Annotated in this window: 10 protein-coding genes; 1 reads left to right on the top strand and 9 read right to left on the bottom strand. The window is 37.6% G+C overall.

The features are described 5' to 3' along the window. Positions 1–166: 166 nt before the first annotated feature. From ACNQGX_RS12970 to ACNQGX_RS12960, 3 genes are all read right to left on the bottom strand, one after another. On the bottom strand, positions 167–3505 hold the full coding sequence (locus ACNQGX_RS12970) for a DUF5107 domain-containing protein (protein ID WP_417976876.1): 3339 nt from the start codon (positions 3503–3505) through the stop codon (positions 167–169). Between the two features lie 62 nt (positions 3506–3567). Then, positions 3568–6777, bottom strand: a complete 3210-nt coding sequence (locus ACNQGX_RS12965) for a glycoside hydrolase family 2 TIM barrel-domain containing protein (RefSeq protein WP_417976874.1) — start codon at positions 6775–6777, stop codon at positions 3568–3570. 84 nt (positions 6778–6861) lie between these two features. After that, a complete protein-coding gene (locus ACNQGX_RS12960) occupies positions 6862–8205 on the bottom strand; it encodes a sugar porter family MFS transporter (protein WP_417976872.1) in 1344 nt (447 codons plus the stop codon). A 324-nt stretch (positions 8206–8529) separates the two neighbouring features. Here ACNQGX_RS12960 and ACNQGX_RS12955 point away from each other — a divergent pair, with 324 nt between their 5' ends. Continuing rightward, entirely contained in the window at positions 8530–9459 is a 930-nt protein-coding gene (locus ACNQGX_RS12955) for an AraC family transcriptional regulator (RefSeq protein ID WP_417976870.1), read from the top strand. Between the two features lie 65 nt (positions 9460–9524). Here the strand turns inward: ACNQGX_RS12955 and ACNQGX_RS12950 are convergent, their stop codons facing one another. The 6 genes from ACNQGX_RS12950 to ACNQGX_RS12925 all read right to left on the bottom strand — a co-directional run bounded on the left by ACNQGX_RS12950 (position 9525) and on the right by ACNQGX_RS12925 (position 23374). Further along, positions 9525–10430 (bottom strand): metallophosphoesterase family protein, encoded by a 906-nt coding sequence (locus ACNQGX_RS12950; RefSeq protein ID WP_417976868.1) that lies wholly within the window; start codon positions 10428–10430, stop codon positions 9525–9527. Between the two features lie 279 nt (positions 10431–10709). After that, positions 10710–13376, bottom strand: a complete 2667-nt coding sequence (locus tag ACNQGX_RS12945; RefSeq protein WP_417976866.1) for a glycoside hydrolase family 3 C-terminal domain-containing protein — start codon at positions 13374–13376, stop codon at positions 10710–10712. 104 nt (positions 13377–13480) lie between these two features. Then, entirely contained in the window at positions 13481–15733 is a 2253-nt protein-coding gene (locus ACNQGX_RS12940) for a DUF4838 domain-containing protein (protein ID WP_417976864.1), read from the bottom strand. 143 nt (positions 15734–15876) lie between these two features. Further along, positions 15877–19227, bottom strand: coding sequence for a glycoside hydrolase family 38 N-terminal domain-containing protein (locus ACNQGX_RS12935; protein ID WP_417976862.1), 3351 nt, complete (start codon positions 19225–19227; stop codon positions 15877–15879). Between the two features lie 22 nt (positions 19228–19249). Beyond that, on the bottom strand, positions 19250–20644 hold the full coding sequence (locus ACNQGX_RS12930) for a sugar porter family MFS transporter (protein WP_417976860.1): 1395 nt from the start codon (positions 20642–20644) through the stop codon (positions 19250–19252). A 57-nt stretch (positions 20645–20701) separates the two neighbouring features. Beyond that, a complete protein-coding gene (locus ACNQGX_RS12925; protein WP_417976858.1) occupies positions 20702–23374 on the bottom strand; it encodes an ROK family protein in 2673 nt (890 codons plus the stop codon). Position 23375 lies beyond the last annotated feature (1 nt).

Raw genomic sequence — 23375 nt, 5'->3', positions numbered from 1 at the left:
TCGTCTGCAAATAAAAATCCGAAAATAAAACATATCCTTTATATTACATATCAGTACCTACCAGTTTGTGCATATTATCTTGAATTTTAAGTGAAAAATTATAAAACATTTGAATTTAAAGGCAAAAAAGTTTCAAAAACATAAGATCAAACCGTATAATCCGCATTTAATATAATTTACTACTTAGAACACTTCTTTCTTTACCAAGTGCCGTTGCTCCCTGATGACTTCCATTTAGTTCTAATACTTTTTGCAAAGAATCCTTTGCTTCATTTTGCAGTTGCAATCCCGTATAACCTAAACCCATCAAATAATAACAATGTATCTTATTGCGAATATCTAAGTCTTCGTCAAATATTAAAAGATCAGGAAGCGATACAGCAAAATAATCTAATTTAATATGGTCATTCTGGTGCTCTTTTGCATATTCAACCAAATTAGAAAAGCGCTTATTAGCCTCTTCCTGCCTACCTAATTTTATCAATGCAAGACCTTGGTAAAAAATGGTATCAGGTTGTTGATCATTATAAAAGAAAGCTTGCGAGGGTTTACTTAAACCATGAGTTGCCATCATAAAATAATGTTTGGCTTCTACCGATTGACCAAGCCCTTGATGCGCGCAGCCTTTATAATAATTGATATGATTTTCCTGAGCGCCGGAAAGTTTTCCTTCTCCCAGGTTGTGTGGATAACTGTCAGTTTCAGCCAGCAATTTCAAAGTCATTTCAAATTTACTTTCTTCCAAAGCGAGCTTAGCCAGTTCGATATGACAAAACAGGTATTCTCCAGTTACTTTTCCTTCACCACCTTCCCAAGGATGAAATTTTCGTTCGCTGATGAGTTCTTTTGCTTCAGTAAAACGGCCTAATAAGTTATATAATGTAATTCTTTCCAGATACAAATCATCTCTATCTAATACCAATGGCAGATGCTGTTCAAGGAATTCCAAACGCTTTTCCGGTTTGTAATTTAATTTTTTATACAATTGATCCAGTTCCATCAGTACACGAGCATCCGACTTATCTAATGCAAAACCTTTTTCTAAAGACTGAATCGCTTTCTTAGGCTGATTGCTTTTGTTATAATAAGCTAAAGCCAAATTGCGATGTACTGTGGCAAAACTACTGTCTAAATCCACCGAAGTCTCCCAGCACTGAATGGCTTGCTGATATTGTCTTTTGGCATACCAAAAATTTCCTAGATAATACTGAGCTTTAGCATCGGAAGGATCTGAGGCTATCGCTGCCTGCAATACCAATACCGATTCCAATTCATTAGGAAAACAATAGCTTCCCTCTATAACTGATGCTTTTATGTAGTATTCCTTTGCAATGGTACTATTTCCAGACAAAGCATGAAACCAACCCATATAATACAAGGCCAAAGGTTTTGCCCCCGCACCATAACTGGACTGCAGATCAGGCGGACATTCCAGACCCGTATTTAAAAGTGAAATAGCCTCTTCATACAAACCTGCCCACGCATAATCCGTTGCATATTCTAAATAATTAAACAAGCTATTTCGTTGCAATTGCTTCAATGTGTCTATCCAATTTTCCTCTTTGGTAATCAAATACAACTCTTGCAAACAACCAATATTAAAACGGTCTATCTTCAAGGATTCAGTTGCATAGGCAATGGCCTCATCCTCTTTACCTAAGACACGCAACAAAGCAGTTTTTAGATGTCTTGCTTTATGATTGTGACTGTTGCGTATCAATGAACGTTCCACTTCTTCTAAGGCATCTTCATAACGTTGCTGTGAACATGAAATTTGAGCCAAACCAAAATAGCCATTATCTTGCCATGCCGCATTCCAGCAGGATTTATAAAACATTCGGTACGCTTCATCATATCGTTGTTGCAATTGCAAACAACGCCCTAAATTATAATACGCTTCTCCATCATAAGGATTAGGATTACGACTTATTAATGTTTCAATTGCTTTTCTAAAAAAGGATTCTGCCTCAACAAATTGTCCTTTGCGTAGCAACAAAAGCCCTACTGCATTATTAGACCGAACATCATTTTCATCTCTGCGAAGTGCCTCTGTATAATAATCCATCGGATTATAAGTAGCATGACGGTATTGCTCCAGATGCAATCCTGTCAAATACAATTGTTCAACACTTTCATATTCCGAAGGCATTTTGGCAGGTTTTGCCGCTTCAGGCATGGCTTTTTCTTTAAGCGTTTCTTCCTGATACTGCACTAATATTTTCCCAGCCGAATCTTTCAAAATAACCTTCAACTCATAAATGGTTCTGTTTTGGATTGGGAGGGTTGTTTGAAAAACATTCGTTGGAGAAATATCTATTGTTGTTTCAAATAAAATATCCTCTCCAGCTTTTAAAATCAATTTGGCATCTGAAAATAGTGACGTTGTGTAGGCAATCAATTTAATTTCGTCCTCTTTTAACGATAAGTGTACCAATGCCTCTTTTGTCGCATTTTTCACCATACCAACCTCACTATAAGGCATGAAATATTGGGTGAAAGATTTCTCTTCGTGTGGTTGCAACCAAGAAAAATCAGGTTGATTATCCGTAAACACACCCGTCATTAATTCGATATAAGGCCCGTCTTCATCTGTCAGGTTACGATCCCATGCCCAGCCAAAATCACCATCACCCCATGTCCATTGTTTTTTACCCGGAGATATATGATGGTTGGCCACATGCAACAAACCACCACGACTGTCATTTTCATAGCCACCAACAAAATCATAGTCACTATTTACGGCCATATATGATGTGGGTACGGGTATATTTTTATAACAGGATATGTCGGTACCCGGAGAATAATCCACTTTGTAATAGGTTCCTGTAGCAATCGGAAAATCCGAAACGTCTCTTTTCCCATGATCAAAAACCGCATTTACATCCGGTGGAAAAACCGACTGATAGGCATCATTTACTTTAACTGCCGGGTTCGCCCACCACAAGAAAGTTTGTGGCAAAGTGGTCCGATTATACAATTGTGCTTTTATTTCAAGAAAAGCTTTCCCCGGATGCAATGTAAACCCAGCCATCCCTTTGGTACGAAACATTCGTTCGACTTCATTCACCCAAACCGTAGCACTGCCATCGGCGTTTTCTTCCAGTTTAAAATCAACTGGATCAAACGTACTGGGACGATGGTGTTGCGGCCAGTTGAATTCAATCCCTCCACTAATCCATGGGCCGGCAAGTCCAACCAATGCAGGTTTAATTACTTGGTTATAGTATACAAAATGGCGTTGCTTTACTTTATCAAAAGCCATCTGTACCCTTCCGCCCAATTCAGGCAAAATCATTATTTTCAAATATTCATTCTCTAAGAAACAGGCCGTATATTTTTTATCTATTTTTTTATTGTGTATTTTTTCAATCACAGGATACGGATATACCGAACCACTACTGCCTTGGTATACTCTTTTCTCTAAAAAGACTGGATTTTTTTCGGGTTTACCAACTGGGTAAGTCGGAATAATTATTTCTTCCTGCCAAACTTTTACTATGTCCATAAACTAATTTTTTATTATTAAAACAGTATTACTGCCAGATCATATCTGCACTTAAATTATTATTATTTATTTTCCACAAAAATCAACTCATCAATCATCACATTGCTGCCAGATAGAGTATTGGTACGCAGAATCACTTTACCATCGTTGGTATCTTCCCGCATCACAAATAACTTGACCCACTTCCCTTTCTTATCCAATATACCGGTAACCGATTCTCTTCCTTCCAGCCAGATTTTAGCCTCTCTTCCCTCCTTATTCCAATCAGAAAAATGCACATACAAATCCCCAATTACCCCTTGAGGCACATTCATTTCTATTTCTATTTCTTTCGCAAACCAAGCCGCTTTATCATCCCATCGCCAGATTGAAGGGTTTTCATTATTTTTAAAATTGTATTGCATGTTCCGTTTTAACACCGAAGCATCCATTTCTTTTTTCCAAGGATATTCACCCGTTTCTTTTGGAACATTGATTCCTGCTTTTACATAAAGCAACGCATTGGCAAATTCTTCCGGGACCGGAACTTTACTTTCGGCTTCTTTTATTAAAGGAAATGTCGCTTGCAAAAGGGGTATTTCTACATCAATTATTGGATTAAAATCACTGCTGTTAACATATTGCAAAAGACTATATCGAAGTTGTTTTGCCACAACAGCCTTATTATTCTCAATGTCGTATCCACAGACCAACAATCTCCCTTTACCCACACGACATTCAAACAGGGAACCTAGTTTTTCGTTTATATGAAAATCACTGATGGGTTGCGCAAAAGGTTGTATGGATGCTGGCCAATTTCCTAATTTAAAAGCCCTGCCCTTGCTGATTGATTCCCATTGCCAATCCCCATAGGAAGCGGAAGGGAAATTTTTAAATGCAGGATGCTTTTCGTTTACACTTAGACCAAGGGTTGTATTTTCCTGTCCTGGAAAAAAAATATTGGACCAAAATAGAGGCTCAAAAAACAAGGGTCTAAAGGATTCCTGCTTACCCAATTTGGCAGCATATAGTACGACAGTCTCTCCGTTTTGTAATGCTTTCATTGTTTTGTCATCCATCACATTGGTCTCCAGAACTGTTGCAGAAGCTGTTTCAGGAAGACTTGACGGGTAAATCCATATGGACCATTCATTACGATAGGAAGTACCGGGAATCTTGATTTTAAGTTTTGCTTCTACGGCTTGCTGAACAGCATCTAGCGGTACATTGATCTCCTGAATTGTTTTTAGCTCCCCTCTTTTTATCGTTACTTTCTGGATTATTCCTTTATCGATTGGTTTCCCATCGGTTGTTATTAATTCCCATTGTACATCATTCCTCAAATCACCCGAGCTATAATTTGCTATCTGAATTGTTCCCGTAAAATTTTCATTATTTTCCCAAACAAATTTCTTAAATCTTGCCAATGGTACTACCGCATTGTTATATTGTCTAAAATATTCCGGGGAAGTAGTCCCTTTATCATCATAAAAAACATCAAGCCAACCCACCAATGCTTCTCCCTGTCCTTGGTAATCCTGCATACTGAGCATTTCAAAACCCGCACAAGATGGAGTTCTGTAAAAATTTTCAATCAGAGCCTTATATAATTCTCTTTGTTGGGCACCACTTGCCGCATGAAATTCGGCATCTTTATCCACGAGTCCGTTTGATATCGCTGATTCACGACATTTTTCCAGATTTCGGGCTTTCAAAACTCCCTTATATTTATCTATTTCACTCCATAAAGGATAAACGGGAAATTGTCCCACCTCATGGCCAATGATGGGAATATTGCTTTTGGAGTAATTCTTCTCCGAATCATAATCAGTATGTGGCCCCTGGATTCCATAAGTTCCTCCCACTCCAGGAATGTTATGGGTTACGCTAAAATCGTCCACAGGCATAATTTTTCTTGCCGTTGATACAGAATACAATCTTCTGCTATCTTTTTCTTTTAGCTTTTTAATCCATTGCTGCATCACATCAAAATTTGAATTACCCAACTCATTGCCAATACAAAGCATCACAAAAGATGGGTGATTACCATAAGCATCCAAAATGCGTTGCAACTCATCCTGAACAAACTTATCGGCTGATGGATTTTTACCTAAACCTTCCGGCAGTCCTTTTGTCAACATATCTGGTCGATCTTTGGGCGTTGATGTCATCCACCAATCAATCCAAATGGTTTCGGCTTGAATGTAAATACCTAATTTATCGGCTGCTTCAAAAGCTGCTTCGGGTGGACACCAGGAATGGAATCGTACATGGTTAAGCCCATACGATTTATAAATTTTAAAAATTCGCTCCCATTCTTTGACATCACAAGAAGGGTAACCAGTAAGCGGAAAATGTACACAATCTAAATTCCCGCGCATAAATACAGGAGCCTTGTTGATTAGAATCTTTGAAGCAGAAGTACTAACACTTCTAAAACCAAAATTGGCACTTTGTTTATCTCCATTCTGAAGTGTGGCCGTAAATCGATACCGATTTGGAGTGAATTCATCCCACAATTTGATTGGGAAATTCATCTTCAATGTTTGCGTCTGTTCTTCGGTATTGGATACTGTTTTTTGTTCCGTAAATACTTTTTTTCCAGTTTGCAAATCCGTAATCGTATATATAACTTTAATTGGTTCAGGGTTTCGAAGTTTTAATTTTATGTCAAGCTTCTTTTTATCTGCATCTGGAAACAATTGCATATTTACAATATGCACCGCTTCTATCGCACGCAACTCCATTTTACCAACCGCTCCATTCCAGATACTTTGCGTGTATTCCGTATAAACATGACCTTTGTCTCCTATGTTATAAATCAAATCATTGTTTATTCTAAGCGTAATAATATGTTTCCCAGGCGTTAACTTTCCCAAACGGTGTACATGCGGCACGGCCAATGCGTCTTCCTTGGTCAACAATTTTCCGTCAATCCAAACTTTCGATTCCCACATTACTCTTTCCAGAAAAAGTTCAATATCTTTTCCGTTCCATTTGGCAGGTATATTTATTTCTCGGCTATACCAAGCTGGCCCAACGTATTTGTATTCTCGGGAAAGAATGCCATAATCGGGTCCGATTGTTTTGGCTCCTTTATGCCCTTGATCTGTAGTACCTGGCAATTGAATCGTCTCCGAAAATTTACCCATTGACCAATTTTGTTTTTCTCCACTATTATCTGGATCTAACCGAAAGTTCCAAGAACCACTCAGCCCTATTTTATTTTGAGAAAAAGCAAGATCTGCCGATAAGAGAAAAAGGCAGGCTACAAGTATTAGTTTAATTTTCATTTTAATTAAATTTAAAATTGTCTGATTGACAACTAATTATCTGATGTATTAATAAAATTTTCAAATTTTAAAAAACCACTTTCTTTAATGTCCTATAAAAACATCTTCCATTTCTTCCAATGTTTTTCCTTTAGTTTCATTCACCTTCTTCCATATAAAAATGAAGCCTAGTACGCAAATCCCGGAATAAATATAAAATGTGTCATCTTTAAATTTTTCAAACAATATGGGAAATGTAAAAACCAATACGAAGTAAGCAGCCCATAAACAAAGCACCGCTATAGAAGTCGCGGCTCCTCTAACCTTGTTCGGGAAAATTTCGGAAATCAACACCCAAGTAACGGGAGCTAGTGTCATGGCATAGATTCCGATTGCCATAAGCAAAAACCAAGAAACATTTGGGGAATTTGCTTCAAGCATATTTACCACGACAACATAAAGGATAGCTAATCCACCTGAGCCAATTAGCATCAATGGCTTTCGTCCTAATTTGTCTACCAAAAACATCGCCAGCAATGTACAAACCAAGTTCACGCAACCTATAAAAACAGTTTGCTGCAACTGATCATCTTGTGAAGCTCCTATACTTTTAAAAATTTTAGCGGTGTAATTAAATACTGTATTGATACCACATAGTTGTTGAAAAACAGCAAGTCCAATCCCAATCATAACAGCTGGAAAAAAAACCTTATTAAATGCCATTTTGAAACTGATTTTATTTACTCCCTCTACTGATTTTTCGATAGTAACAAGAGCATTATCCGCAAATTGCTTGTTCCCAATTTTCATTAGTATTTTGTACGCAGCTTCCGTTTTACCATTTTGTACCAGCCATCTGGGACTTTCAGGCAAAATCAATAACCCAAATAAAAATAAGACAGATGGAACTGCACCCAAACCAAACATGATGCGCCAAGCATCATCACCATAGTTTCGCAGCGAATAATTGACAATATTTGTAACCAATATTCCCAGTACGATGTTAAGTTGATTGATAGCCACCAACCTACCCCTCCATTTTGCGGGAGCAATCTCAGCAATATACATCGGCGAAAGCATCGAAGCCATACCCACTCCAATTCCAGCCACAAATCTTGCGACAATAAAAACATCCCTGCCCGATGCAAATGCCATGGCAAGTGATGAAAGGGCAAAGATAATCGCGGCTACAAGTAATCCGGGTTTACGTCCATATCGATCGGATACTTTCCCTGCAATCAGGCATCCAATAATTGCCCCCAATGCCAAGCTGCCCGTGGCGAATCCTTCCCAGTAAGAATCCAAGCCAAATTGGTTTTGCAAAAAGGGTAATGCGCCGGAAATAACCGCAAAATCAAATCCAAATAAATAGCCTCCAAGTGCCGAAATAAATGAAATACCAATTATGTATCCTGTGTTAAATTTTTCGCCCGTATTTAGCTCTTCCATGTTTTATCTTTTATTTTATTGTTTATAGCTTTATCTAATATTACAATTAAGTCTAATAACACTACTTAATCTTGTGCACTTTATTTACATCATTGCACTTTTACACTTACCTCAGAAAAGTCTCACCGAGAGTTTCATCCCCAGAAAAATTGTTTTTATTTAAATTCCTACGAAGTTAACTTATAAGTAAAAAGAGGCATTTTAATTGTCCAACGTCCACAAGGAAATTAAACTGCTTTCAAAAAATAAAATTAATACTGAAACTGGTGAAATGAAATGGAAAAATTTACTATTTTGATGGACAATTATCTGATTTAAGTAAAAATGAAACGAAAGGAAACATCAGTACGAAAAAAGGAAGGTTTTACGGGTCAAAAGAGCATTGTTCTCCCTAATTTAGTGATAGATCGTCTTTCCTCTAATCCAATCAATAGATTTTTATATGCTACCGACTTAGGATTCTATCCTAATGCGACTAATCATTACCGACAAAGAAAACAAGGTTCCCCGGGAAACATATTGATTTATTGTATCGCCGGAAAGGGCTGGTGCAAAATTGAGAATAAACTTTATACAATCATGCCTAATCAATTCTTGGTAATACCATTGGGGCTGGCCCATACCTACTCTGCTGATAAGGATGATCCATGGACTATTTATTGGATTCATTTCAAAGGAGAGGGCGGCTTTCATTTAGCCAGAAGCTTGTATGAGAAACTAATTGCAGGTGATAATATGATTTACATCAGTGAAGTACGAAATAACCTTTTTGATGAATTATACAAAAACCTACAGCTTGGTTATGGAAAATCGACTACAGGCTATGCCTCCATCCTATTATGGCAAATTTTGGGGTCTTTTCTTTATGACGAACGTTTTGGCGCAAGCATGATGCAACAACAGTCTGATCCCATTGAAAAAGCTATAGCCTACATCAGCGAAAATATTCAACGCCGTTTAACACTGGAAATGATAAGCGGTCAAGCAAACTTATCCGTATCTCATTTCTCTATGCTATTTAAAAATAAGACAGGCTATACCCCAGTAGAATATGTAAATCATCTCAAAATACAGATTGCTTGCCAAAATCTTCAATTTACAAATTTGCGCATCAAAGAAATTGCGGAACTTTCCGGCATAGAAGATCCTTACTATTTTTCTCGGGTCTTTAATTCGTTGATGGGCGTTTCCCCAACACAATATCGATTACGATTTTCACAACCTGAAATAGAAAAGGAATTACTGAATCAATAATTCCTTTTCTATTTCAATAGTTATATAAATCCAGCCTCCTAAAAAAGCTAAATATGGATTCTGTGTTAAAAAGAATGCGGAAAATATTGATTATCTACAGAACCATCTTCAAACAAATCGACAATGGCATAGCCCGGAGGCGTTTGTTTATAATACGTTTTCCCTGCCGAGTCTTTGTCTCCAGCTTCCCACCAGAAACCACTTAAGGCACCATTACAATAATAATGTATATTATTGTAAACGGCGTTGTCCAATAAATGAATATGCCCGCTAAAGCAGTTAATTTTTTTGTCCTTATGTTTATAAAAAAGGTCGCTGATATACTTTGAATCGGTATGATTTCCTCCATCAACATGAGTACATGCGGCAAGAATCGGATAATGGCTCATGCAAATAACTGGCGTACCAGTAGGAATAGCTTGTAAATCCTTTTCCAACCATAGACGTTGTTCATCATCCAATGAACCTCCGCCGTTATTACTGTCCAATATTACAAAATGCCAGCCTTTCTTATCAAAACTGTAATACCGATTGGGAATTCCCAATTGTTTCACCACATAGTCTTTCCCATACATTGGATCCTTTTTATCCGGTGCTGCCCACCACATATCATGATTCCCAAGGCAACTGTGAATCTCAAAGTCGTTTATCCCTCTGGTAGTTTCGTTCCACACCTTCCATAATTCATTCACTCTCTCACGAGTAATAGTATCGTAGTCTGCCGCAAATATTGTATCTCCTCCATTCAGGAAGAAGTCGACTTTGTGTTTCTTTATTTCTTCCAAACATTTTACAAACCGGTTGGGGGCATTTTCTTCCGGTCGGATATGCACATCGGTGATATGCGCGATACGCAATACTCTTTTACGTTTATCCCTTTGTTCCGCCGCAGAAACAATCGATGTTGTTCCGCTCAATGCCACGGTACCAACAGTCAATCCAATATATTTTAATAAATCTCTTCTTTTCATTTGTAGATAGTATTTGTTTTTTATCGAAATATGGAATTGATGACATTCTATATTGCTTTTTTGGGGGTCATCGAACGTTGTTTCGCATCAATTGATTAAATTCCCGTTCAAAAATAGATTCCGAAAATAGAATATATTTTTCAAATCACATAACGGCACCTACCAGTTTGTAAGTATTATGCTAAACTTATTGTAACATACCAAACTGGTTAAAAACACTTTAGCTTATTTCTAATACTAAACCAAAATTATTTTAATATTAAAGTCACAAATAGATAACTATTCAACAACAGTCACCACATCCCTTAGCCTGATATCCTTTGATGAGGCACCAATCATTATTCTGAACTTTCCTGGTTCAACAACCCATTTCATTTCATTGTTTAACATTTGCAATGTTTCGGGTGTGATGGCAAATGAAATCTCTTTTTCTTCGCCTCCTTTCAATGAAATTCGCTGAAATCCTTTTAACTGTTTGATTGGCTGCGCTATCGAAGAAAGCAAATCTCTGACATATAATTGAACTACTTCGTCTCCATCACGGGAACTTGTGTTTTTAATCGTGCAATAAACCGTTGTAGAATCCCCTTTTCCAAATTGTTTCTTCTCAAATCTTAAATTACTGTATTCAAAATTGGAATAACTCAATCCGAATCCAAAAGGAAACAAGGGTTGCCCATTGAGATTTACGTAATCATCGGTACGTCCAGTTGGTTTGTGATTGTATACCAAGGGCAATTGTCCTTCAAAAACCGGGAACGTAATAGGCAAACGACCGGCGGGATTGTAATCTCCAAATAGCACATTGGCCACAGCATGACCTCCATCTTCACCCGGATACCAAGCGTCGAGAACAGAGGAAACATTATTTATCCACTTGCTCATAGTAATGGCACTCCCTCCTATTAGAACTACTACTACAGGCTTTCCTGTTGCTGCAACCTGATTTATCATTTCTTCCTGATGCCCAGGTAAATTCAAATAGGCCCTGTCCAGCGATTCTCCTTCTTCAATACCCACAACGACTATCGCCACATCCGATTTTTTAGCAATCGCTACCGCTTCATCTATTTTTTTCTGCCAATCATTGGCAACACCAACATTCCAAACCAGTTTGAATCTTGCATAACCCTGCGATTCAAAAAATTCTACTCTTATATCATATTCTTTGTCTTTTTCAAAATGATAATCGGCTAGTTGAGTTGTAAAAGTTTGGCTTTTCCAGTTATCAACAATTAATTTTCCATTGAGGTAAAGCCTATAACCATCATTCCCTTCTATGCCAATTTTAAATGTTCCCGTAACAGGAGATTTTATCTTACCTGTCCATTTTACCGAATAGAAATCATAATTAATTGCGGGATCAGGAGCATACAATGTCCATCCAAAATCTATTTTATCATCTACTCTTGTAATCACTGGTTTACCGTTTAATTGAATATTATTGAAATATTCACCCAGCAAACCATTTTCTTTTTTGCCATTTGCACTTGTAAACAAATTTGTGGCTGGCACTGTTGTCCATTCAGGTGAGTTACGTCCACAACCAACTGCATAAGATATATCGGCTGATTTGCCCAACTTATTTTTGATTCCTTCAAGAATATTCACCTTGCCATTACCGGGACCACTGTATCCTCCCAGCCTAGCTTCTGTTGCGTCAGTACCAATAACAGCTATTGATTTTGTTGTTTTTTTAAGCGGCAATACATGGTTTTCGTTTTTCAACAATACCATCCCTTTTTGTGCTGCTTCTCTGGCTAACAGTTTATGAGCGGGATTTCCATTCCACTTATTCACTTCTTCTTCGTTAACGTAAGGATTTTCAAAAAGCCCCAATTCAAATTTCAATCTTAATACTCTGGCAACAGCTTCATCAGTTGTTTTATCGGCTATCCTGCCATCCAAGAAAGGAGGTTGAAATAACTTATAATGATCATGCGCCGTTTGAAAAATAACATCTAATCCATTATTTATTGCATTTGCAGATGCCTCGGGGTAATCTTTGGCAGTATAATGTAATGCATTGGCTCCGCCTACAGCATTTGCATCAGAAATTATAAAACCCGAAAAATTCATCTCTTTTTTCAATTTCTCGTTCAACAACCAATTATTTGCAGTACTAGGACTTCCGCTGATTGTGTTGTAAGAGGTCATTACACTTCGGCTTCCACCTCTTTTAAAACAAGCTCTGAACGGCGGAAAATAGATTTCTTCCAATAGTCGTTCATTTAAATCTATAGGATAACTATCCCTACCGCCATCACCGCTATTGGCCAGAAAATGTTTGGGTGTGGTAATCACTCCCATTTTTTCGAACGGAGAAACAAAAGCTACCCCCATCTCGGAAGAAAGAAAAGGGTCTTCCCCATAGGTTTCTTCTACACGTCCCCAACGCACATCGGTAGCAACATTAACAACCGGAGATAATACTTGGCGAATGCCACGGCTTTTTGTTTCCAATGCAATAGCGGTAGATACACGTTTCATTAAAGAAGTATCCCAGCTAGAAGATAATGCAATAGATTGAGGAAATGCTGTGGCACCATCCCTTACTAGGCCGTGCAATACTTCATCAAATGCAATAATGGGGATACCCAGCCTGGTTTCCTCCACAAAATATTTCTGAATACTATTGATCAATTTGGCTGTTTCTTTGGCGTTACTAGCAGCACTATAATCCAATATTTGAGCACCCGCATCTGTACTCCCTTTGGCACTTACCTGAAAACCGAATATGCCGTTTTTATATTTCTCTTTTCCATCAGTCAAATCACCGGGTATCATAAAGAGCTGCCAGAATTTTTCCTCAGGAGTCATCCTTGCAATAAGATCCTTAACCCTTTCTTCAACGGATAATTTTGGGTTTTTATAGTTTGGTATGGACTGCGAGAAAATAGTCTGAAATGACAATATCAGACTGATAAGAATTAAATATTTTTTCATAGAATAAAAATTTATGCTGCAAATGCAACTTTGATATATTACACAATAATTTATTTTATAGTACAGTTATTTTCAAAAATTATCTCTTTAAAAAAATCATCAAATTACCGTACCACGATTTCATCTATAAACACCCAAGAATCGCCACCGGCTGAGGGATGCCAATCAAACAAATGAATGGTTCCTTTTACTTCAAATTTCACGTAACGAATGGATGACTTTGGCGCTTTGAAAGTAAATACTTTGGTGACCTCACTTTTTTTCTGATTCCCTTCGGTGTCAATTTTACCTATTGGAACAAAATTCTTTCCATCTTCTGAAACAAGGCAAGAAACAGATGATGGATGTAGTATCCAACTTTTGGGATCCCAAAGGGAGCTAATTTCAATAGCATTCGCATTAACTGATTTCTCCAGATCCAACACCAAACTAAAATCTTTCCCGCTCCAGCCAAGCCAGTGTACTTTGTAATCACTTGCCCCTCTAACTCCATTGGTGAGGTAGGTCAAATCTCCATTACTGTATTTATCCGAAGGTGCTATAGCAGTGGTCACTTTTTTCCTGAAAGCATAATTTCCTTTTACTTGAACGTCAATAAATCGTTTGGTGCTTTCGTAATAATCTTTGGGCGAAAGTCCCGATTCATTCAAACGATATACTTTAGCCTGTTGGCAAACCGTGTAGAAATCTTCCAGCATTGCTGACATTTCTTTTACGACCTTGAAATCTCCTTCATGTTCTACGTACCATCCTCTTGGCCCAAACATATCATTTTTCCCGATTTCCATAATCGCGTACTGAAGCGGTAAACGGGAAATTTTCATGTGCATTAATTGAGCTGAATCCTTTTCGACTGCCTTTACAGCATTATCAAAATAAGTATTGTAGTCCCTAATATTATTGGTTGAAAGAAAACTGTTTTGATGACTTACAGGGTGTCCATAAATATCCAAGCCATCACCACTCTTGATTAACTCTTTTTCCAGTTGGTCGATATATTTTTTTATCCATGGAGCCGCTTTGCCATAATAGCCTTCCAAAAATTCGGTCATTATAGTATTGACATCACAATCGGGATTCCACAACAAGCGAGAAATCAAATACAATTTTAATTCTGAAAATTCCTGTCCCACAGCAATATTAGATTGTTGAAAATGGGCCCTAACATTATTTTTGTTGAAAAATTGAATATTGGGTTGCAATACGTGCAAATTAGGAAATGGACTAACCGAATGATCAAAATCAATAGTATAATCCCATAAATAGATATGACGACATATTTTCCCCCAATCAACAATATCCTTCTTAAAAGATTCACTGCTTTTTTCCTGCTCAATAGATTTGCTTCGGTTTAACTCAATCGTACAAAGCATGACCTGTACATTTCCCTCTGGCTTAGTAATTGCCGGGGCTTGACGGCTGTATTGATAAGCCAATGTCGAAATGATTTTTGACGGAAAATGTTTGGCTACTTCATTCACAAATCGAATAACAGGACCTGATGGGCTTTTCTCTTCCGAAATTATTTTTTTACAATTCTCACATTGACAATAGGAGAAATTATCATTTTGGCTGACTGACCAATACAATTTGTCCGGCTGATCTACCATGTCTTTTTCTAATTTTTGAATGACCAGCTGCAACACTTCCGGATTAGAAAGACACAATTGATCAATGTTGCGCTTGCCATTCATCTCTGAAAAATATTCAGGATGCGTTTTAAAATAGTCTTGCCAAGGAAGCAGTCGATTAAAGGTGTGTACATAATAGCCTTTTGCAAAAAAATCATCAATGGTGTGTAATCGGTTCCAATCGACAAAATCGGCATCAACATGGTCAGAAATATTGACAATTCGGCAATCGTTTTTGGGTACATCTGAAACATTTATTTGAGGTAAATTAATGTTTTTTGACAAAGGAATTATTTTATAAGTCGGACTGTAATAATGACATCCCAAGTATTTTTCGAGTAAACTCACCACCGCATACACACAGCCTTTTTGAATCCCTCCTTCTATATAAATATTTTTGCCTTTTGTCTTTATCGTAAAACCATCGGGATGTGATATTTTGCTGTTTACTTTGATAAAAACAACATACTTACCCGACTGCACTGCAGTTGTCGTTGGCAGTTTACAACCCGATATTTTAGTAATATGGTCTTGTAACAGCGATGCTGCTCTTTGTTCTACAGCATTTGCATTAGAGGGAATAACTATCGAATAATTACTTCTTCCATTAGAAACCAAAGAAATAGTTCTGTTTCCTGCTCTTAGCACTAAACTCAAAAAAAGAAAGCATAAAAGCAGTTTCCATTTTACAGCTCTCGATAAACAACTTATTAATTTTTGCTTCATATGTTGATATTTATTGTTTTTTATCGGTCTCTCGATAGCTATCGGGAGTAATCGCATATATCTTTTCATGTTAGTATCGACTTTTCGCTATGCTCATTTCATCGTAATTTCTTTTTTATTAGCAATATCACACAACTCAAAAATTACAATTTCAACAAGAATTCAGACACTCCCATAGCTGCCAGTTTCACTTCGGCAGTATCTGGTTTATTTTCTCCTGATTTCATCTCGATGAAAGAAGCTGGTTGCAATGCTTTCCATGCAAATTGAGTTTGCTGTACAGACTGTTCCGGATTGAACAAACGAATCAAGTAAGTCCCGTCTGCATTTGGCGTAATACTGGTAACCACAATACGGGAGTTGGTCAATTCAAAAAGCTCCTTTGGAAGTGCTATATCATTCTTAATTGGCAATGCTATCAATGGCTGTGTAAATTCTGAAGCGGCTTTCTCCATTTCAGAACCGTTAACCATTCCATGCGGACGCAGGGCATATCTAAAATGAACCACTCCTTCCTGATCAGCCTTATAATTGGTATGCCAATAATTATTCATGACATAACTGAACCAAGTCGAAGTAGGCTTTCCCTCTTTTTTCCATTCCTTATGGCTTGGTAACACGGTCAGTCTTTCATCAATCATATTACCTGGTTCCACCAAAGGCATTTCGAGTAACATCCATTGTATTCCTTTATCTGCTGCCGAAACATCTACCCATCTGCGACCGTAGAGATAATCCATATTAGAACCAGGCAATTGGTCGGCAAGATGTTGAATAGTTCCATACCCTGCATCCAAAGTTGTTTTGGTAAGTAAGGAGTTGAAAGGATACCCAAAGTGTACCGCTTCCTTAGTTCGAACTGATTTTTTATCTAAAATATTTTCAACCAGTATGGCATCGCTACCTGCATACAATGACAGTATTCTTTCTAATTTATTGGCACCGGGTGCATCAGAAATAACAGAGATTGTAGTAACTACCGGTCCATTCTCGATCACTTTTATCTTCACAATACCATTTGTCACCGCATCAGCAGGATTTAGCCCAGGAACATACCAATAGCTATTCAATCCCTGATTATTAAAACTTCCTGCATAATTAAAATTACTATCCGCATTCAAACCGGTAATACTACCGTTGATTTTATCCCAACTGAATCCTATTTTTCCATTTGACACCGAATTCTCGGTAAGAGCAAATTTATTTGCTGACGAAGAAGGTGCTTCATTGACAACTTCATAGGTTGCCGTTCCCAAAGCCGGTACATCAGTAGCCATAAAAACATAATTCCCGTTGCTTAATTTTTGTAATGGTATTTTATTCCCTGCATCGTCTTTGACTGATTTCCCTATAACTGTCGCAGGTATTACTACTGGCCCGGTTCGTTTCCAAGAAGAAGTATTGAATACAGCAATTTTTTTGGATTGTGGATTGCTTAATGGTTGCAACAGGTTTTTCTCTAAAGCATTGATCTGTTCATCCCCATCGAGCATGAATTGTTTTTTTATACGCCATTGTTCGGTTACAAATGGGATATCCGGTTGCGTAGTGCTGTTATGCGCTCCCCAGGTATGTTCATGAAACAAAATGATATTTGTCCATGCTTCATAAAACTTTTGTTTACTGAATTGCTTTGGATTCAGCATCGAATAAAGCGTTGTCAATTGTTGCAGGCGCAAACTGTTGACCCTGTTTTTACCTTCTTCAAAAGCGGTAGAAATGGCACCGTCTTCCCAATACGGAGTAATATCTCCTTTTACTGTTGCAATCTGGGCTCCATGCTTCTGCTCAAAAGTTTCAAAAAGTTTGTCAGTTGTATTCAATACAATTTTTGGAGATGCATATTTTTCATTCCATTGTTTCACAAAATCTGAAATCCCGGTGTCAATCGGCCCATTATCGGCAACAACATTATAGCGCCATTGCACCATTTCATAGGGATAATTCTTCTCTGTAAGTTCATTCAAATAAGCGGCTATTTTTTTAGGCCCACGTTCAAATACTTGCCCTACTGCAGTTCCGTGCCAAGAGGAATATCCTTTGGCTCCAGCCCAAAATAGTACTTTTTCCTCTCCGGAAGGCGAAACCCACCACACAGGTTTATCTCCCCAAGCCTTTACAAAATGCCCCACTCTGTCCCCCAAATAGGGATGGTCATTCCCCATAAAATTAGGACCGCTTGAAAAATATTTCACACCCCCTTTAGACAAAGCTGTCACGGTAGTCCAGGCAAATCCCGGAATATCCGAAATCATGGCACTGTTAATCTTGAGTCCAAATTCTTTTCTGAGCTGTTCCGCATAATCCGTATAATGAAACATTTCTTCGGGCTGACTCATACCGGTAAGTATATTGGCATACAAAGCCGAGAGGCAAATACTTCCTTCTTTTACTACTGTAACAAATCTCTCTTTTTGGGTTGGAGAAGCCTGTTTCAAATAATTTTCAACTGCCCAAAGCGATTCAATATTCCATTTGAATTTTGCTTCGGCTGGAAATTTTTTTGTCTTTTCAATCATTTCCAAAGCATCATCGATATTTTTAAGATGAATTCTCAAAACCTCAGGTTGAAGATGAGAGTAGCCAATATCAGTATGCGAATGATGGATAAAATTCAATTCACGATATACAACTGGTTTTAAACGTATAAATTTATTGACCAATGTTTTTCCGCCGGAAGAAGCAAAAAATTGAACACTGTCGACTTTTTTTACTGCATTTACGGGTATATCAAAATTGTTTACACCATCTTTCATGACAAATAAATAGGATTCTTTATTGTTGACTTTAACTTTCAACTCTTCGTCTTTTCCAAAATGCAAAGCCGTTAATACAATAGGTTGTTTTCCGTTTTTCAAAAGAAAAGGCATCGGATTTACATCTACTTTTTCTTCGAATGAAAATTTGAAAGTCATGTACCAATCATTGCTGTTTTGGGCTTGCCCCACCACTTTAAGCCGAACCGCCTGACCTGGTTTTACTTTGCTCATAGGCAAACGAAGAAAAGCCAATCCGTGCGCATCATTGGCACCATCTCTTTTGGTTTGCTGAAATACTAATGCCGAACCATCAGCCGCCGTAAAAGTCCAATCGGGCGTTTTGTTTTCGGGTATTGTCGTAAACGTTAACAATTTTTGATTATCAACATATAAATCGAAATTACGGTTTCCTCCGCTTGTAGCCGTCGAATGTCCCGCTACCCAACTAAAATACACATAATCTCCTTTACTGTTTTGGGGAACTGGAGCTGTTTCCCATTCGATGGTTTTCTTGCCATTCGTACTTCTGGTTAACAAAGCCGTTGTCGCGTAATCCGGAAAAGCCGAGAAATAGGTGATATTTTCACCACTGATTTCTTTTGCAAAACCATTAATCCAATTTATTTTCCCAAAATAAGGAACCTCTTTTTGCGCCAATGCTTTTTGCGAAAGCACCAAAATTACCAATAGTAAAAAACTGTTTTTAATTGTGCTGTAAAAAAATTTTGATCCCATTTCTAAATAGTTTTAAGAATAATTACTTTGATACTTTTTGTGAATTCAATAATCCTTCAATCTCTTCAAGGCTTTTCCCTTTTGTTTCAAACAAGTTCTTTTTTGCATAAACAAATGAGACAATACAAAAGAAAGAGAATATAAAGAAGGTGGTTGCTATTCCCAATCCGTCTCTCATCATCGGGAACAATAAGTTTACAAGCCAATCAGAAACCCACATGGTCATAATACAGATCGACAAAGCGGTTCCTCTGATATGCGTAGGAAATATTTCTGTTGAAATGACAAATTTTAATGGGCCAAGAGAAAACGCAAAGAAAAAAAGAAACAAAATAATGCTGAATAACATGAACCATCCTGTTATATTCATTAAGAAACAAAAACCTGTCAGAGCCAATGCGAAAGCAGCACACAGCGAACCAACAATATATAAAGGTCTGCGTCCCCAAGTATCGACTTTTGAAATAGCGATAAATGTAAAAAGCACATTGGCCGATCCCAATATTACCTGATAAAATAATGCATCGCTGGTAACAATTCCCGCAGATTTTAAAATGGTAGGCCCGTAAAAAATAACCCCATTAATTCCGCTAAACTGCGACAAAGCTGTAAGCACCATGGCCAATGTCAATAATTTGCTTAATGGCAAACGCATCAATTCTTTATAACCTCCTGATTTTTGACTGGCCATTTCTTTAATGGAATCCAACTCTAAACGCCCAGTTTCTTCTCCATTTATTTTAGTAAGGATATTTAAGGCTTCCTCATTTCTTCCATATTGTACCAACCAGCGCGGGCTTTCAGGTACTATTAGCAATAACAAGCAAAATGCCGCAGCCGGAATAACTCCCACAATAAACATTCCGCGCCAAACATTTTCAATAAATAACCAATGCAATAAACCATCACCGTCTCCAGCATTGGCTGTCGCATAACGTTGTAAAAACAAATTGCTGATATAAGCCACTAAAATTCCTACCGTAATAGCCAATTGATAAAAAACAACCAACTGCCCTCTTTTTTGCGAAGGCGCTACTTCGGAAATATAAAGCGGTGATACATTAGAAGCCACACCTACCCCCATACCGGCAAGAACACGGAAGAAAATCAACATCGAATAATCCTCGGAAAAAGCAAAACCAACGGCACTAATCAAAAACAATACGGCTGAAACAAACAATACTTTTCTTCTGCCAATTTTATCGCTGAGATAACCCGAAAAAGCCACACCGACAATACAACCCAATAAAGCGCAGGACACAAATAATCCTTCCTCTGCTGATGACAATCCGTATTCTAATTTTAATGGTTCAATAATACCACTGACTACGGCCATATCAAAACCGAATAAAAAACCTCCTAGGGCGGCAATAAGCGTTATTAGAAAAATAAAATAATTGGTTCCTTTTTTTTCCATAATAGTTTTTTTGATAGTTAATGTGCTTGGTTTTTTAATAGATTATTTGGTTCAATTTTAACAACAATTCTCCTTTACGTAAGCGACTACCAAAAAGGCTTTTTTATCCCCTTGATAACGAACTGTGTATTGCTCAACGGCCGCAGGTATTACGAATGTTTCAGCGTATTTAAACACACTGGTTTTATTCCCGACAATGATCCCTACCGATTCCCCTTCAACCAACATACAGATATGACATTGCCCATTTGTTGTAATAACAGTTTCTCCAGTAAACTCATATCGGTCAACAGCGTAAAAATGCTCTTCATGTGTCGAAAGTGACAGTTTCTTTCCGTTATCCCATTGGGTAGCTACTTCTTGTTTCGAAATTAATTCTTGCGGGACATAATCGCCTTTGTAGTCAAAATAAAGATTCTTAAAAGCGTGTTCTATATTGATCGGTCGGGGCTGGCCATTTAAGCCAAGTCGTAGCCAATCATACATTTTGAAAGTAAAAATGTATGGCGTACTGCTAATTTCCAGTACCATATTGTTTTTTCCCGAAGCGTGAATCGTTCCGTTTGGAATTAGGAATAAATCATGTTTATGTGCTTCAAATTTCTGAACGTATTGTTCCGCATCCATTTTGATACCCTTATTTTGTGCGTCCAATAAGGCCGTTTTGAATTCTTCCAGATTGATATCTTCCTGAAAGCCAAGATAAACTTCGGCATCCGGTTCACAATCGAGAATATAGTAAGTCTCGTCTTGAGTGAAATTTTCACCAAAATTCTCTTTGATATATTCCGTACGTGGATGGCATTGAATCGAAAGATTCCCTCCATCATAGGTATCCAAGAAATCAAAACGGATTGGAAATTCCGTTCCAAATCTTTGGGCAGCTTTCCCCAAAAGCTTTTTGTTATTGTAGAACAAAAGGAAATCAAATGACACCTCAAGTAAATAGTGGTTGCCCTCGATGACAATTCCATTTTCGGGCGTGATTAATTCAAAAGACCAAGCGTAGTTTATTTCTTCTTCGTTGAGTCCTTTTATATGCTTTTTCATCCAATTCCCGCCCCAAATTCCGGCTTCGAACCAAGGTCGTGCACGCAGGGGCTGTTCTAACATTTCATCCATAGTATTTCTGAAATCATCCCCGGACATCCATGTAATCTCATTGATACGCTGCTCATCAACTATCAAATCTATTTTGGGAAGTACTTGGTCTTTATGTTTATTCAACACAGGCCAATCTACAAAATATAACCGTTTATACATTTGGGTATTGTCGAACAAATCGGCGCATCCAATATTTTTCACCGCACCAGCCCTCATCCTGTATTGGATTTCATTTTTGGGTACATCAATATATAGTAGTTGTCCCTTCCAATTGGCCAGTTCGGCGCCGGTCCCGTAGAGAATACACAAATCAACGGATGGATCGGGTTGCAGCATTTTCAATTTTTGTTCATCAAAAAAATCGGATAAGTTACCCATGTATTTTTTTCCAAAAACAGGATCGTCTCCGTTTAAATTAGCACTTACCATAGCACTAACTTCTTCGGTTGATTTAAGACAAGAATTTATATCATACCAAAATACTTTTCTGTTTTTTGCAAGTAATGATTTATGCAATTGTTCCCTAAAACTCTCCCATAACACGCCTCCAAATCCATCAAGTATTATAATTTTCTCTTGGACAATTTTATCTGCCAGAGTATCAAAACCAACGTAAACTGGAGAATCCGAATGAAATGACGGAAAAACATCATAACCCGAATTGCTCGTTACAATGGATTTTAGTGGTAAAACCGGTTGGGTTGTTTTTCTTTTGGGTTGATTGTTATTGGCAATTTTAATATTCTTCTTATCTGCAATAATAGCCGCTCCCGTTAAAATGCATTCCTCCGTATCATCACAGAAAATGATGTTTACAGCTGTACTTAGTTGTGCTAAGTTTTCTTTTAATGATGTACTAAACAATGCACTTGCTTTAGAAATATTTCCTCCAATTACCAATTCATCACATTCAAACCGTTGCAACCATGGATACAAAAAAGAACCTAGGTTCGCGCCAAATTGTTTGAAAATGGAAACCGAAATATCAGAATTTGTTGCAACAATAGCTTTAACGGATGTTGTTTCAATACCAGTTAACTTTTTGTATTCGGCTAAAAACCAACGTGTAGAAAAATAATCGTCGGCTTTTACATCCAAAAAAGGTTCCTTATAAAAAGCTCCGATGGCAGGCAATTCAGGATGTTTAGTGATCAACGCTCCGTTCACCATAAATGCGGAACCGAAACCCGTTCCCAATGTCAAGAATACCGTTTTTTTACTATTCAATTGATGACGATAATAAGATCCTTCGGCAAAACAATGGGCGTCATTGGAAAAAACAAATGCTGTATTTGCTACCCCTGTATAATCCATCAGGGCTTGTTGCATATGAATCCCGAAAGTCTTTTCAAATTTCCCTCCAACATTAGCTATGGTACTGACTCCTTTTTCATAATCAAAAGGCCCCGGAAAAGCAACCCCAACGACATCAACAGCTCTTTCATCAACCAATACTTCTTTGATACAATTGCCAATAGTTGCTATAATATCAAATGCCTTATCTATGGCGTTGATATCCTTTCTTATCATACGCAAAGACTGTGACTCAACTTTATTTGTATCAATAACACTCACCGTAACATGGCTTCCTCCTACATCGACCCCAATTTTTTTCTTATTTTCCATC

This window comes from Flavobacterium glycogeni, assembly GCF_048286775.1.
Taxonomy (GTDB): Bacteria; Bacteroidota; Bacteroidia; order Flavobacteriales; family Flavobacteriaceae; genus Flavobacterium.
Note: the sequence above shows the minus strand (reverse complement) of the source record. Positions and strands in the feature narration are given on the sequence as shown.

What these genes read in the sequence shown, in the direction of transcription:
- ACNQGX_RS12945 (WP_417976866.1), bottom strand. Translation starts at nt 13,376, where the DNA reads ATGAAAAAATATTTAATTCTTATCAGTCTGATATTGTCATTTCAGACT.
- ACNQGX_RS12965 (WP_417976874.1), bottom strand. Translation starts at nt 6,777, where the DNA reads ATGAAAATTAAACTAATACTTGTAGCCTGCCTTTTTCTCTTATCGGCA.
- ACNQGX_RS12935 (WP_417976862.1), bottom strand. Translation starts at nt 19,227, where the DNA reads ATGGGATCAAAATTTTTTTACAGCACAATTAAAAACAGTTTTTTACTA.
- ACNQGX_RS12955 (WP_417976870.1), top strand. Translation starts at nt 8,530, where the DNA reads ATGAAACGAAAGGAAACATCAGTACGAAAAAAGGAAGGTTTTACGGGT.
- ACNQGX_RS12970 (WP_417976876.1), bottom strand. Translation starts at nt 3,505, where the DNA reads ATGGACATAGTAAAAGTTTGGCAGGAAGAAATAATTATTCCGACTTAC.
- ACNQGX_RS12960 (WP_417976872.1), bottom strand. Translation starts at nt 8,205, where the DNA reads ATGGAAGAGCTAAATACGGGCGAAAAATTTAACACAGGATACATAATT.
- ACNQGX_RS12940 (WP_417976864.1), bottom strand. Translation starts at nt 15,733, where the DNA reads ATGAAGCAAAAATTAATAAGTTGTTTATCGAGAGCTGTAAAATGGAAA.
- ACNQGX_RS12950 (WP_417976868.1), bottom strand. Translation starts at nt 10,430, where the DNA reads ATGAAAAGAAGAGATTTATTAAAATATATTGGATTGACTGTTGGTACC.
- ACNQGX_RS12930 (WP_417976860.1), bottom strand. Translation starts at nt 20,644, where the DNA reads ATGGAAAAAAAAGGAACCAATTATTTTATTTTTCTAATAACGCTTATT.
- ACNQGX_RS12925 (WP_417976858.1), bottom strand. Translation starts at nt 23,374, where the DNA reads ATGGAAAATAAGAAAAAAATTGGGGTCGATGTAGGAGGAAGCCATGTT.